The 13,996-nt window shown below is 68.7% G+C and carries 14 protein-coding genes; 7 read left to right on the top strand and 7 right to left on the bottom strand.

The window, feature by feature from the left end; genetic code table 11:
* Nucleotides 1-93: 93 nt before the first annotated feature.
* Genes ASD37_RS19505 through ASD37_RS19495 form a run of 3 tightly spaced genes read left to right on the top strand, consistent with a single transcriptional unit; the run spans nt 94 to nt 2,887 of the window.
* Nucleotides 94-1,494, top strand: a complete 1,401-nt coding sequence (locus ASD37_RS19505; RefSeq protein ID WP_056554891.1) for a cytosine permease — start codon at nt 94-96, stop codon at nt 1,492-1,494.
* On the top strand, nt 1,491-1,931 hold the full coding sequence (locus tag ASD37_RS19500; RefSeq protein WP_056554888.1) for a nucleoside deaminase: 441 nt from the start codon (nt 1,491-1,493) through the stop codon (nt 1,929-1,931). Before ASD37_RS19505 ends, ASD37_RS19500 begins: the two co-directional genes overlap by 4 nt.
* Nucleotides 1,928-2,887, top strand: a complete 960-nt coding sequence (locus tag ASD37_RS19495; protein WP_056554884.1) for an isopenicillin N synthase family oxygenase — start codon at nt 1,928-1,930, stop codon at nt 2,885-2,887. Before ASD37_RS19500 ends, ASD37_RS19495 begins: the two co-directional genes overlap by 4 nt.
* Here ASD37_RS19495 and ASD37_RS19490 read toward each other — a convergent pair whose 3' ends face one another.
* The gene (locus tag ASD37_RS19490) at nt 2,888-3,628 is read right to left on the bottom strand and encodes an SDR family oxidoreductase (protein ID WP_056554881.1); all 741 of its coding nucleotides are present in this window, start codon (nt 3,626-3,628) and stop codon (nt 2,888-2,890) included.
* A 79-nt stretch (nt 3,629-3,707) separates the two neighbouring features.
* On the opposite strand from ASD37_RS19490, the gene ASD37_RS19485 reads away from it, so the two are divergent.
* Genes ASD37_RS19485 through ASD37_RS19470 form a run of 4 tightly spaced genes read left to right on the top strand, consistent with a single transcriptional unit; the run spans nt 3,708 to nt 7,293 of the window.
* Entirely contained in the window at nt 3,708-4,247 is a 540-nt protein-coding gene (locus ASD37_RS19485) for a TetR/AcrR family transcriptional regulator (protein WP_056554880.1), read from the top strand.
* 42 nt (nt 4,248-4,289) lie between these two features.
* The gene (locus tag ASD37_RS19480) at nt 4,290-4,763 is read left to right on the top strand and encodes a ribose-5-phosphate isomerase (protein ID WP_046361227.1); all 474 of its coding nucleotides are present in this window, start codon (nt 4,290-4,292) and stop codon (nt 4,761-4,763) included.
* 3 nt (nt 4,764-4,766) lie between these two features.
* A complete protein-coding gene (locus ASD37_RS19475) occupies nt 4,767-5,558 on the top strand; it encodes an Fpg/Nei family DNA glycosylase (protein WP_056554877.1) in 792 nt (263 codons plus the stop codon).
* A 49-nt stretch (nt 5,559-5,607) separates the two neighbouring features.
* Entirely contained in the window at nt 5,608-7,293 is a 1,686-nt protein-coding gene (locus ASD37_RS19470; RefSeq protein ID WP_056554873.1) for a sodium:proton antiporter, read from the top strand.
* A 43-nt stretch (nt 7,294-7,336) separates the two neighbouring features.
* Here the strand turns inward: ASD37_RS19470 and ASD37_RS19465 are convergent, their stop codons facing one another.
* From ASD37_RS19465 to aztB, 6 genes are all read right to left on the bottom strand, one after another.
* On the bottom strand, nt 7,337-8,194 hold the full coding sequence (locus ASD37_RS19465; RefSeq protein ID WP_056554870.1) for a hypothetical protein: 858 nt from the start codon (nt 8,192-8,194) through the stop codon (nt 7,337-7,339).
* A 55-nt stretch (nt 8,195-8,249) separates the two neighbouring features.
* Entirely contained in the window at nt 8,250-8,648 is a 399-nt protein-coding gene (locus tag ASD37_RS19460) for a heme-binding protein (RefSeq protein WP_056554866.1), read from the bottom strand.
* A 4-nt stretch (nt 8,649-8,652) separates the two neighbouring features.
* Entirely contained in the window at nt 8,653-9,810 is a 1,158-nt protein-coding gene (locus ASD37_RS19455) for a hypothetical protein (RefSeq protein ID WP_156720971.1), read from the bottom strand.
* A gap of 81 nt (nt 9,811-9,891) precedes the next feature.
* Nucleotides 9,892-11,061 carry a zinc metallochaperone AztD gene (gene aztD, locus ASD37_RS19450; protein WP_056554861.1) on the bottom strand — a complete coding sequence of 390 codons (1,170 nt, stop codon included), beginning with the start codon at nt 11,059-11,061 and terminating at the stop codon, nt 9,892-9,894.
* Nucleotides 11,062-11,089: 28 nt separating this feature from the next.
* Nucleotides 11,090-11,998, bottom strand: a complete 909-nt coding sequence (gene aztC / locus ASD37_RS19445; protein WP_056554859.1) for a zinc ABC transporter substrate-binding protein AztC — start codon at nt 11,996-11,998, stop codon at nt 11,090-11,092.
* Nucleotides 11,995-13,983, bottom strand: coding sequence for a zinc ABC transporter permease AztB (gene aztB, locus ASD37_RS19440; RefSeq protein WP_056554857.1), 1,989 nt, complete (start codon nt 13,981-13,983; stop codon nt 11,995-11,997). The genes aztC and aztB overlap by 4 nt, the downstream gene beginning before the upstream one ends.
* Between the last annotated feature and the right edge of the window lie 13 nt (nt 13,984-13,996).

Here is a 13,996-nt window from a genome sequence, read left to right as displayed (position 1 = left end):
TGGTTATTCGTTGCCGGTGCGTCGGCGGACGACACCGCGTCGAGTTGCGGCGATGCGTACCTCGGGCGACGCTGTGCCGATGACGGTGCATTCATGACCACGGCCGAGCCCACCACCGACGGCTCCTACCGCAACAAGATCGTCGCGGTCGAGCCCGGCGGCAACGAATTCATCGCCGAGGCCGACCGCCACGGCAAGCCGAGCCAGTTGTTCTGGACGTGGACGTCGCCCAACCTCGAGTTCGCGACGATCTTCGTCGGGGTGCTCGCCGTTTCCGTCTACGGCATGAGTTTCTGGCAGGCCGTCACGGGCATCGTCATCGGTACCGGCCTCGGCGCACTCGCGCACTACTTCCTCTCGGCGCGCGGTCCCTTACACGGAGTGCCGCAGATGGTGTTGGGGCGCTTGCCCTTCGGCTTCAAGGGCAACGGACTGCCCTCGGTTCTGATGTCGGTGACGGCGGGGGTTGGCTGGTTCGCGACCAACAGCGTCAGCGGTGCCTACGCCTTGGCCGCCCTGTTCGGCATCGGCCCCCTCGTCGGCCTGATCGTCATCGTGCTCGTCCAGACCGGTTTCGCGTTCTTCGGGCACAACCTGGTGCAGGCCTTCGAACGGTGGTCGTTCCCGGTGCTGGCCGTGATCTTCGCGGTCGCCTCGGTCGCGATCCTCACGAAGTCCAACTTCGGCGCGCCCGCGCTTGAACCGTTCGTCGGCGACGGCTCGATGGGCGGTTTCCTGCTCACCGTCGGCACCGCGTTCGGGTACGCCGCCGGGTGGACGCCGTACGCGGCGGACTACACCCGCTACCTTCCCTCGACCGTGTCGACGGCACGGACGGGGTTCTTCGCCTCCGCCGGGCTCTTCCTGTCCTGCGTGGTGCTCGAGACCGTCGGGGCGGCATCGGTCACCATCGGGCCTGCGCTGTCGGAGAATCCGACCGAGGCGTTCGTCGGCGAGCTGGCCTCTCCGATCGCCAAGGCGACGCTGCTGGCCATCGCGATCGGTGCGATCGCCGCCAACTCGATCAACATCTACTCCGGCGCCATGGCGTTCGTGACGATCGGCGTCAAGCTGCCTGCCCACATCGCCCGCGCGCTGGTGACGGTGTTCTTCGGGGTGGCCGGGTTTCTGGTGGCCTGGTGGGCGCTTCCTGACGCCGCCGCAAGCTACGAAGCCTTCCTGTTGATCATCGCCTACTGGATCGGGCCGTGGCTCGGGGTGGTGTTCGCCGACCAGTACCTGCGGCGGGGGCAGGCGATCGCCGGCTTCCTCTACGACCGGTCCTACGCGAACTGGCCCGGCCTGGCGTCGTTCGCGATCGGCCTCGTGGTGTCGGTTCTATTGTTCTCCAACCAGGAGAAGTTCGTCGGGTTCATCGCGCGCGGAGCTCCTCAGCTGGGCGACATCACGTTCTTCGTCGGATTCCTGATTGCCGGCGGCGTATACCTAGTGGCATGCAAATCCAAGATCTCCGCGGAACGTCTGGCGGTATGACCCCTGAGGAGATGCTCGACGTCGCCGTCGAGGAGGCTCGAAAGGGCTTGTCGGAGGGTGGAATACCGATCGGGGCCGCCCTGTTCAGTCGGGACGGTGTGCTGCTCGGCAGCGGGCACAACCGGCGAGTGCAGGACGACGACCCGTCGGTGCACGGTGAGACCGACGCGTTTCGGGCGGCCGGGCGGCAACGTAACTACCGGTCGACCATCATGGTCACGACGCTGTCGCCGTGTTGGTATTGCAGCGGCCTGGTGCGGCAGTTCAACATCGGCGCGATCGTCGTCGGGGAGGCCAAGACCTTCAGCGGCGGCCACGACTGGTTGGCCGAGAACGGGGTCGACGTCACCGTGCTCGAGGATGAGCGGTGCATCCAGATGATGACGGACTTCATCGAGGCGCGGCCGGAACTATGGCTGGAGGACATCGGAGAATGAGTGTGATTGCGACCGTTGACATCTCGCGTTGGCGTGCCGGCGGAGCCGCTGCCGCCGCCGTCGCCGCGGAGGTCGACCAAAGCCTGCAGCAGGCGGGCTTCATCCTGGTCACCGGCCACGGCGTCGACCCGGATCTGGCCGCCGCGGCGCGCAAGGCCAGTCGCGAGTTCTTCGCCCAGCCGGTGCAGACCAAGCAGCGGTACAGCGTGCCGGTCGGTGGGCACGGCTGGATCGGGCCGGGGGCCGAGGCGAACGGTTACGCCGAGGGCACCGAGACGCCACCGGACCTCAAGGAGAGCTTCAGCCTGGGTGCCGAGACCGCGACGGGTGACGATGACGTCGACCGAATCTGGTTCGCGCCCAACGTGTGGCCGGCCGAGGCACCTGGCTGGCAGGAGCTGGTCGCGGAGTACACCGACGCGGTGCGCCGACTCTCCGACGACCTGTTGGCGCTGTTCGCGCACGCGTTGGGGCTGCCGGCCAATCCCTGGGCGGCGCTGGCGGATCGACCCACCTGGACGATGAACATCAACCACTACCCGCCCGTCAGCGTCGTCGGCGAGCCGGAGCCCGGGCAGTTCCGCATCGGGCCCCACACCGACTTCGGCACCGTCACCGTTCTGGACCGCGAGCCGGGAGCCGGTGGGCTGCAGGTGTATTCGGATGTCGGCGGGTGGGAGGACGCCCCGTACGACCCCGAGGCGCTGACGGTGAACATCGGTGACCTGCTGGAGTATTGGAGCGGTCGGCGCTGGCCGTCGGGCAGGCACCGCGTCCTGCCGCCGCAGCCCGAGGCTCCTGAGGAAGACCTGGTGTCGCTGATCTACTTCTACGAGGCCAACCACGACGCGCTCGTCACGCCGCTCGCACCGCCGATCGGAAAGGTCGACGGGCTGGCGCCCGTCACCACGTCGGACTTCATCAAGGAACGTCTCGACGCCATCACCGTCGGCTGACTACCCCTGCACCGTGGGACGGATGGACAGTTCGCCGATCTCGACCTCCCAGGGTTGGTCGACGACGAACTGAACGGCCCTGGCGACCGCGTCGGGGTCGAGGGCGAAAGACTCCATGCTGCGGCCGATTTCGGCGCGGACGGCCGGGTCGGTGATGGTGTCGGCGAACTCGGTGCGGACGTAGCCCGGTGAGATTGCCGTGGTCTTCAGCGTGCCGTCGGTGGACTCTTGCCGCAGCCCCTCCAGCACGGTGCGGACGGCGTTCTTGGTCGCCGCGTACACCGCCATCGTCGGGACGATCTTCAGCCCGGCCGTGGAGACGATGGTGACGAAGTGGCCTCGGCCCTGGCGCTCGAAGATCGGCAGGGCGGCGTCGATGCCGTTCAGGACGCCGCGCAGGTTGACGTCGATCATCGCGTTCCAGTCGGTGCGCCGGCGGGCGGACATGGGGGAGATCGGGCCGATGCCTGCGCTGCTGACCAACACGTCGAGCCGGCCGTAGGTGGAGACGGCGGTCTGGGTGAGCAGCTGGAGGTCCTCGGCGCGGGTGACGTCGACGGTGACCGCGGTCGCCCGGCCGCCGTCGGCCCGAATCTGGGTCGCCAGTGACTCGAGGTGGTCGGTGCGACGGGCGCCGAGAACCACTGCGGCGCCCGCGTCGGCGAGGCGGCGGGCGGTGGCCGCGCCGATGCCGCTGCTGGCGCCGGTGATGGCGATGACCTTGTCCTCGAGTGGGCCCATGACTAACCTCCAGAGAGTGAAGCGGACGAACTGTCCACTTCAGTCAAGCGGACAGTTTGTCCACTTGCAAGGGGGCGGCATGACCGAACGCAGTGACGCGGCGCGCAACCGCGCGATGATCGTCGACGCCGCCCGGGAGCTGGTCGCCGAGCCGGGCGAGCTCAAACTCAGCCTCGTCGCACGGCGGGCCGGGGTGGGGCAGGGCACGCTCTACCGCCACTTCGCCACCCGCGACGAGCTGATCCGGGCCCTCTACGACCAGGAGATCGACGACCTCGTCGCCCTCGCGCACGCCCTGCTCGCAGAGTGCGGCCCCGACGTCGCCCTCGAAAAGTGGTTCGCCCAGCTCGCGGCGTACGCCCGGGTCAAGTTCGGGGTAATCGCCGCCGTGGAAGCCTCGGTGTGGCAGGACATCTCGGCCCAGACGATGGGCAAGCTCGCCGAGGCGCTCACCGCGCTCCTCGACGCAGGCCGCGAACGGGGTGTGCTCCGGGGCGACGTCGACGCCCGTGACGTCATCCTGCTGTCGTGGTTCCTCGCCCACGTCGAGCGCGACGAGTGGGACGAGCGGACGCCGCGTCTGCTGAGCGTGCTGCTCGACGGGTTGAGAGTGAGGTAGGCGAGAAGCCAGGGCGCGGACGGGCCGGTTAAGGTGTCCGCCATGCGCGTCTACCTCGGCTCTGACCATGCCGGATACGAACTCAAGCAGGCCATCGTCGAGCACCTCGAGTCGAGCGGCCACGAGCCCGTCGACTGCGGCGCCCTCGCCTACGACGCCGAGGACGACTACCCCGCCTTCTGCATCGCGGCGGCGGAGCGGACCCTCGCCGACCCGGAGAGCCTCGGCATCGTCATCGGCGGCTCCGGCAACGGCGAGCAGATGGCCGCCAACAAGGTGCCCGGCATCCGATGCGCCCTTGCCTGGAGCGTCGAGACGGCCTCCCTGGCGCGTCAGCACAACAACGCCCAGGTGATGAGCATCGGCGGCCGGATGCACACCGTCGCCGACGCACTCACCTTCGTCGACGCCTTCCTGACCACCGCGTGGTCGGACGCGCCGCGGCACCAGCGTCGCATCGACATCATGTCCGAATACGAGCAGACGCACGTCGCGCCACCCGTCCCGGGCGCCTAGGGCATGCCCGAGGGGCACACCCTCCACCGGCTGGCCCGCCTGCACCAGAAGCGGTTCGGAAAGGCGCCGGTCGTGGTGACCAGTCCGCAGGGCCGCTTCGCCGACTCCGCAGAAGCGGTCAGCGGACGGGTGTTGCTCGCCGCCGACGCGTGGGGCAAGCACCTGTTCCACCACTACGAGGGTGGCGCGGTCGTGCACGTCCACCTCGGGCTCTACGGCAAGTTCACCGAGCACCCCCTGCCCCTGCTCGACCCGGTCGGACAGGTGCGGATGCGGATGGTCGGCGCCGAGTACGGCACCGACCTGAGGGGTCCCACCGTCTGCGAGGTCATCCACCAGGTCGAGGTCGACGACATCGTCGCCCGGCTCGGACCCGATCCGCTGCGCCGCACCGCCGACGCCTCCCTCGCGTGGGTGCGAATCAGCAAGTCCCGCAGGGCGATCGGCGCACTCCTGATGGACCAGAAGGTCATCGCCGGAGTCGGCAACGTCTACCGCAGCGAGTTGCTCTTCCGGCACCGCATCGAGCCGCACCGTCCCGGCACCCTCCTCAGCGAGGAGGAGTTCGACGCCGCGTGGACCGACCTCGTCGCCCTCATGAAGGTCGGCGTGAGCCGCGGCAAGATCATCACCGTCCGGCGCGAGGACGACAAGGGTATGCCAGGACTTCGCGGCCGACCGCGGAGCTACGTGTACCGGCGGACGGGGGAGCCGTGCCGGGTGTGCGGGACGCCGATACGCACCGAGGTGATGGAAGCCCGCAACCTCTTTTGGTGCCCCACCTGTCAGGTGTAGCGCGACGGTCGGGTGCGCACTGCCCGGCGTTTGACGGGACAATCGGCGGGTGGAACTCATCCTCGTCGTCGTCGGGGCGATCATCGTCACCGCCATCGCCCACCACCGAGGTCTCGAACCCGCGCTGATCATCGTCGTCATCGGCATCGCGGCGTCGTTCGTCCCAGGCTTCGAGGCGCCCGAACTCGACTCGCACATCCTGCTGACGGTGGTCCTGCCGCCGCTGCTCTACTCGGCGGCGCTGAACTTCTCGTTCCCGACGTTCCTGCGCAACATCCGACCGATCCTCGGTCTTGGCGTCGGCCTGGTCGTGGTCACCGCCTTCACCGTGGCGGCGGTGTCGTCGTGGCTCGTCGTGGTGCCGCTGACGTTCGGCACGGCCCTGATCCTCGGCGCGATCGTCGCCCCGCCGGATGCCGTCACCGCCGTTGCGGTGGGCCGCAAGCTGGGGTTGCCGAAGAAGGTGATGGCCATCCTGACCGGCGAGAGCCTCATCAACGACGCCGCCGCGCTGACGTTGTTCACCATCGCGGTGGCCCAGGTTGCGGGCAGCCACACCTTCATCGAGAACCCGTTCCTGTTGTTCGGGTACAGCGCAGTTCTTGGCCCGATCGTCGGCGCCGCACTGGGATTGGTGACGCTGTGGATCCGCAAGCGACTGAACAACCCGGGCCTGGAGACGGTGCAGGGTCTGGTGGTGCCCTTCGCGGCCTTCATCGCGGCCGAGGAGTTGCACGCCTCGGGCGTCCTCGCGGTCGTCGTGGCCGGCTTCGTGGTCGGCAACGGAACCCTCGGCGCGGGCTATCAGACCCGGCTGCAGGAACGCTACGTCTGGAACTCGGTCGACGTGCTGTTGGAGGCCTTCGTCTTTGCCTACATCGGTCTGCACCTGCGATTCGTGCTCGAAGACCTCCGCGAGGCCCACGAGTCACTGGGCGAGGTGGCCGTCGCCTCGCTGATCGTGCTGGTCATCGTGATGCTGATCCGGCCACTGTCGGTGCTGGTCATGTTCGGTCGGAGCAAGTTGTCGAGCCACGTGGAGAGCAGGCTGAGCGTGCCCGTCCCGGCCGTTGGCGGGCGAGGAGCACTCGGCACCCGCCGCCGTGGAAAGCCGCCGGGCAAGTGGCGTTCCGTCATCGACCGCCGGTCGCTGAGTTGGCAGGAGAACGTGGTGGTCTCCTGGACCGGCATGCGCGGCGTGGTGACGTTGGCCGCCGCCGCGGCGATCCCGGTGACGACGGCGGCCGGCGAGCCGTTCCCCGAGCGCGCCACCATTCAGGCCGTGGCGTTCGTCGTCAGCGTCGGCACCCTGCTGATCCAGGGCAGCACGCTGCCGTTCCTGATCAGCAAGCTGAACCTGTCGGCGGAGGCCTCCGACTACGAGCGCGAGCAGACGCTGAAGGCCGAGCGGGTGGTCCACGACGCCGCCGACGAGGTGCTGACTGAATTCAGGGCGAATCCACCGGAAGGCCTCGACCCGGCGGTGCTGGCCGAAATCCGGACCACGATCGCGCGGCACTCGCAGGACGCCGACGAGCTGCCCGATCCGGCGACCCACACCTTGCGCGCCGAGGTGTTCGGAGCGCTGTATCTGCAAGTGCTGCAAGCGCAACGGGCCGCCCTGATCGCCGAGCGCGACGAGGGGCAGATCGAAGACGAAGCGGCCCGCGCGATGCTCGACCGGCTCGACCTTCAGGAGGCTGGGGTGTCGGCGCGGCTCGAGAGTCGCTTTTAGTTCTGGTTCGGGTGAGAAGGGCCGGCCCAGCAGTGCTCGCTACCTAGAAGCCGCCGAAGTCCCCGCCACCGAAGTCGCCACCGCCGCCGAAGTCGCCGCCCCAGCCACCGGAGTCACCGCCGCCCCAGCCTCCGCCGGAGTCTCCACCCCAGCCGCCGCCGTCGCCGCCACCGGTGTCGCCGAAGTCCTGGCCGCCCTGGTCGCCGCCGCCGTCGAGCTGGCCTTGGTCCATGCCGTCCTGATAGCCGTCGCCGTATCCGTTCTCGAAGCCCTGCGCGTCATAGCCGACCCCGCCCATGCCGGAGAACATCGCGCTGAAGAGCAGCACCGAACCCATGCCCCAGGCGCCTGCCACCAGGGCGGGCTTCCACCACGGCTCGGAGTACCAGCCGGCGGGGACGGGACGCCCGGCGACCCGGCCGCCCGGGTAGTAATTCGGGGTGCGTTCGGAGGGCGACGGCGAGGCCTCGATGTCGCGGCCCTCGAACTCCACCCGGCGTGCCTCGGTCACGGTGCCCGCCGAGTTCTGTCCGGCCAGCGACTCGAGCTCCGGTCCGGGATCCATGTTCATCGCAACCCGGGCCGCGCGGATGTAATACAGACCCTCCATCGCGGTTTCCTTGGCGAGGTGGGCCTGCTTGGCGGTGGTGGCCTGCTCGATCTGAGAGCCTGCCGCGGTAAAGCGCTCGGAGGCGTCGGCCAACGCCTGCTTGGAGGCGTCGTCGGTGCCGGTCAGGTTGATCACCTGACCGCCGAGGCGGTCGATCGCGCGCCGGGCGTCGGCCTTGGCGTCGTCGAGCGACGCCGCGTTGCGCTTGCCGGACGCCTTCGACGAAGCGACGACGGCGAAGGCGATGACGGCGATGAGAACCACGATGAGCACCAGCAGAAAGCTGTTCATGGCGCCCAGCCTACCGACAGGAAACGGTGTGGAACCGGGTCGGATGAGGGCTTTCTCAGAATGCGCGCAGTCCGGCTTCGGCGCAGGCGGCGTCATCCTCCGCGCTGGCACCGCTGACGCCCACCCCGCCGACGATCCGCCCATCCGACGTGATCGGCACGCCGCCACCGAAGATGACGAACCGGCCACCGCCGTTGGCATGTAAGCCGAACAGTTCGCCGCCAGGGGCGGCGAGGACGGCGAGTTCGGCGGTCGAGATGCTGTTGGCGACCGCCGTGTAGGCCTTGTCGACCGCCAGGACGGGCCCGGCGATCTCGGCGCCGTCCATCCGGCCGAAGGCCACGAGATGACCGCCCGCGTCGACGACGGCCGCCGACACCAGGATCGACCGCCGTGCCGCCTCGGCGTGCGCGGCCTCGACGATGCGGTTGGCGGCTGCGAGATCGGGAGTCACCTGGTCATTCTGGCCCGGCGTCGCCGTCCCCGCTGCCCGTGCTTCCCGTGTCGTCGTCCTGGCTGGCGGCCGGTGTCGTGTCCGCCTCGGGGGCCGGCGTCGCCGAGGCGCTCTTATTGGGCTTCGGGGTGTCGTCCTCGGTGCCTGCCGGTTCGACCTTGTTGCCAGTCTTCATGACGTCGGTCGCCACGGTCTTCTCGACGTCGTTCTTCTTGGTGTCGGTCGTCGACTTGGGCTTGGTGGCGGGCTCGTCGTCGTCCGGCTCGGGTGCACTGTGGCGCGCCGAGGTGATCGGAGACTCCGAAACCTCTTGAATGGCAGTCGGTTTCGCGACGGTCGCGGTGTGCGGCGGGGCGACCGCCGCGTCAGGGGTGATCGGCGGCAATTCGTGCAGCGGCGTGCCGATCAAGGGCCCGCCGCCGAGGATGTGCTGCACCGCCACCACGACGGGGTTCTCGAAGATGCCGTTCACCAGGCCGATGACGACCGGATTTCCCTTGGCGGCGGCGATCAACCTCCGCTGCACGACGGCGATGGGTCCGCCGCGATAGTCGGTGACCTCGTCGGGGAAGAACGCGATGATGGCGGCCCGCTGGCCGGGGTCGGCCGTCGCGTCGAGCAGTCGGTTGCGGACCACCTGGATGAGGCCGCCGGTGACGAAGTCGCTGATGAACTGGTGCTGGTCGGGGTCGGTGAACAGCTGCAGGAAGCGGTGGGCCTCCGACTGGAACACCCCGCCCTCGAAGAAGTCGTTCAGGATCTGGGTTTGGTCGGGGCTCGTGAGCCGTGAGGTCGCCTGCTTCTTGAGGACGCCGGCGATTCCGCCGTGGAAGAAGTCGCCGATCACTTCCTGCTGCTGCGGATCCCGAAACGACAGGAGCAGCTGGCGGTAGACCGCTGTCGAGAGATGCGCCAAGACCGGGGTGACGGCCGGGTCGAAGAGGGTGCTGACCGGTGGTGCCGTGACCGCCGCCGCGAGGCCGGTCGACCGGGCGGCCAGTGCCACCTCGGTGGCGTGGACGAGGTGAACGTCCTTGGGCGCCAACGGCGCCGCGACGGTGGTCACCGAGGCAACGGTCAGTGCTGCGGCGACGACGCCGGCCCACCGGGGCGGCGACGTGCGCCGGTGGCGGGGTGTGCGTACCTGTGGTGAACGGCTCACGGTGGGCTCCCTCGCCGGCTATGTCAACAATTGGTGACATGACCGTATGCGGAGGTGCCCACCGTGTCAACGGTTGATGACTTAGCCGTGCCTGTGGCCGATCGCCCCGCTGAGCTCGTTCGGTTCTCGCGGCAGCGTCGCCGACTTGGCGATCGTGCCGCCTTGCAGATCGATCACGTGAATCTGCTTGGTCGCCGGGTCCGTGACGTACACGGCGTCCTCACGGGTGAACACCGTCGGGCGCGGTTCCTGCCAGTCGTCGGGCTCGGTCCACGGCTCGGTGACGTCGACCGCCTTGACGGTGGCTCCGGTGGCCGGGTCGACGACGCGTAGCTTGCCGTCGGTGCCCAGAACGAGTGCCTCGGCCCCGGGTCCGCGCGCCAGCGATCGGAACGAGTAGCTCACCGACGGCGGAAGCGCGACCACCTTCATCTGGTTGGTCGCGGTGTCGACCAGGGAGAACTGCTCCGGGCGTTCCAGTTCGGCGTCCGCGTCGACCTTCATGTCGCCCAGCACGACGGTGGACGCGTCGTCGCCCTTGGTGGTGCCGATCCGTCCGTACGGGGTGGGACTGGCAACCTTGGTGAAGGCGCCGTCTGCGAACTCCAAGGCGCCGTTCTCACAACCGAACACGACCGTCTCGTCGGCGGCGATCGTCTCGCCGTGAATGCCGGGGCAGTCCTCGCTTCTGGCGATCTCCGCACCCCCGCGAAGGGCGACCGCACCGCTACGGCTCTCGGGGTCGCCGATGCTGTGCAGCATCGTGCCGTCGTTCAGGATCACCGCAACGCCGTGGTGCGGCTGCGGTGTCGTGAACCGTTCGGTCGCGGGCTTCCCGTCGGCCAGAGCGTCGGGGTCGAACGTGGTGATCTCGCCGGTCCCGTCGGCGAACAAGACGGTCCGATCACCGTGCGGCACCACGTGGCCGGCCTTGGCGGCGGCGAACGTGTCGTCGGTGAGTCGTCCGCCCGCGGCGTCGAGCACGCGGAAGCCTTCGCCGGTGGTCACCAGGACGTGCCCGTCGTCACCGGCCGGGTTGACGCGCAGAAAGCCGTCCAACGGAATGTCGGCCTTGAGTTCCAGGGTCTTGCCGTCGAGCACGTAGAGGCCGCCGTCGTATGTCGCGACGAGCGGGTCGTTGATCGGCGCGCTCGCGGAACTCCCCGCCCCGTCGTTCGACGAACACGCGGCGAGCGCGGCGACCGTGACCGGCAGCACCGTCAGGCGATACAGCCAGTGCGTGTGAATCATGTCTTCTCCCTTGGACAGTGGTCTGCGCCTATCGCAGACCGGAAACGATGGCGTTGGTGTTGGCGCGCATCATGTCGAGATACGTGGCACCGGGTGTGCCTGGTGGGCTGAGGGATTCGCTGTAGAGCGGGACGATGCGCACGGTCATGCCCGTCTCGTCGGCGAGCACGTTGGCCAGGCGTTCCGGCTGCGACGAGTCGACGAAGATCGCCGGCACTCTTGCCGTCTGGATTGCCGTGACGAGGGAACTCAGATCCTTCGAGCTCGGTGCGGCCAGCGTCGTGCCGCTGGGCACGATGGCGCCGAGGACGGTGAAGTCGAAGCGGTGGGCCAGGTAGCCGAGAACGTGATGGTTGGTCACCAGCTTCCGACGTTCGGCGGGAATTCCGTTGAACGACTGGACCATCCACGTGTCGAGGCCGCGGAGTTCCTCGCGATAACGCTCGGCGTTGCGTGTCACCACGGCACGGTCAACGACGTCCACGTCACGGATGACGGCCTCTTCGATGGCGTCGACTGCGCCGATGATCCGGCGCGGGTCGGTCCAGAAGTGTGGATCAGGATTGCCCGCGGACTCACCGTCGACGTAGGGGAGAGGGTCGACGGACTCACCGACGGGCAGTGTCGAAACACCCTCCGCCGCGGCAGTTTCGACGTTGCCGGTGACACCTTCTTCGAGTCCGAGGCCGTTGTACACGATCAGCCCGGCGCTCGACATGGCGGTGGCGTCCTTCGCCGAGACTCCGAACGAGTGCGGATCCGCGTTTGGCTGCATCAGCACGTTAACGGTGGCCTGGTCACCGACGACGTTGCGGACGACGTCGCCGAGGATGTTGGTGGTGACGACGACCGTGCCTGCCGCGGCCGGCGAGTTGCCGCACGCCGTGAGCGTGGCGGAGACCAGGAAGACGATCCAGACGAGCGGCCATCTGGTCACCGTCCCGCCTCCAGCATCAGCAGGGGCGCCACCGTGGTGCGCAGCGTTCGCGCGATCCGCAACTCGTCGGCGTAGTCGACCTCGTAGACCTCGTGCGCGGCGGCGTTGTTGACATACGCACGGTCGGAGTCGACTTCGATCACCGGGAGCGGGGCGCGGTCGGGAACTCCGCCGTTCAGCAGCGGGACCCGGGCCGTCTCGGAGCGTGACCGCACGTCCCACGACGCCAGCGTGCCGTCTCGGTGCAGGACCAATACCGTGCCGTCACCGGCGGTGTTCACCGCCACGGCGTCGGGCACCGGAAGAAGGGTCCACGACGACTTGCCGCTGTCTAGCACCCACACCGTTGCGTCCGTCAGGCCGGCGAAGACGTCCGCGCGGTCGCGGTGCTCCATTCGCTCGGGGCGCTGCGCCGGTGCGCCAGGGGGGAGCGGTATCGCGGTGACGGTCGGGTTGCCTTCGCCCCCGGTGACCCTGACTGCACCGTCTTCACACCCGATGACCACCGCGCGCCGGGTCGTCGCCGTCCACGACGGGGCTGGGCAGCGGCCGGCGAGATCCGATGCGCCGTGCTCGTCGACGACTCGCATGCGGCCGTCGTCGCTCGCGGTGATCAGCCTGCTGCGGTAGGGCACAGCCGCGGTGGTGCCCGGGTCGACGCGGAGATTTTCTACTGGCGTTGCCGTCCCGTCGCCTAACGCCTCACGGTTCAGCAATTCGACGGCGCCCGAGTAGGATTCGAGTGCCACCACGGAGTTGCTCGCCACGACAGACGCCACTTGTGTCGGCACCGACGCGACGACCGCGGCTTCCGTCGCGAAGTAGTGATAGTGGTCGCCGTGGTCGAACGTCCACGCGCCGGCGTCGACGACCGCCGTGCGGTCCGTGCCTCGGATGTATGCGAACCGGCCGTCACCGCTGATCGACGAGACGGGACCGCGTGAGCCCAGAGGTGTCTCGGATTCGTCGACGGCGTCGTAGACCGAGGTGTCGCCGGTCGAGGAGTCGACCAACACCAACTTGGTGAGTGGGCCGTCGAGTTCGCGTGCTCCGTCGACGACGACCTCGTCGTGACCGGCGGCCGGAGCCGGTGCGGCGGCCGGCGTGGCGCCACCGGCGCATCCGGCCACCACCGCGGCCGAGGCGGCCACTGCGGAGACGTGCCGCCACTTCGTGCGGGCGAGCGAGAGGAGCGTGGAGGCGAAGAACAACAGAACGGCGACGCCGGCGATGGTGGCGCCACCGGCGGTGCCGGCATGCCAGGAAACAATGAGACCGAAATAGACTGCCGCCGAACCGATTACCGCAGACAGCAGCATGATCCGCGGGATTGAATGGGCCCACGCCAGTGCGGTGGCCGGTGGCGCGACCAGCAGGGCGAGCACCAGCAGGGTCCCGACGACGTGAAACGACGCGACCATGGCGACGGCCATCAGCACCGTCATCGCGGGGACGGCCAGCGCGGGCCGCAGGCCGAGCGTTGCGGCCTTGCGGGGGTCGAACGTCACGGCGACGAACGCTCGGTGACCGACGGTCACCGCGATCAGCGTCACCGCGAGACCGACGCTCAGGACGGCGAGATCGTCTGTCCGGATGGCGAGTACGTCGCCGAAGAGGAACGAGGTGAGGTCCACGGCGAAGCCCTGTGAGCGCGACACGACGATCACGCCGAGGGAGAGCATGCCGACCAGCAGAAGTCCGATGCTGGTGTCCGACGACAGCTTGGACGACCGCCCGATCGCCGCGATGCCGACGGCCATGACCAGTGCCGCGACGAGGCCGCCGACGATCAGGCTGGTGCCGACGAGCGCTGCGAACGCGACGCCGGGCAGCATGCCGTGTGCCATCGCTTCGCCGAGAAAGACGCTGCCGCGCAACAACACCCAACACCCTACGGTGGCGCAGAGGCAGGCCGCGATCACGCCGGCCGCCAGTGCCCGCAGGACGAGGTCCGCCGCGAACGGTTCGGTCAGCCAGTGCGTCATGGCGTACAGTCGT

The sequence above is a fragment of the Mycobacterium sp. Root135 genome (assembly GCF_001426545.1).
Lineage (GTDB): Bacteria > Actinomycetota > Actinomycetes > Mycobacteriales > Mycobacteriaceae > Mycobacterium.
The sequence above is the reverse complement of the archived record's forward strand: the minus strand, read 5'-3'. Positions and strand labels throughout refer to the sequence as shown.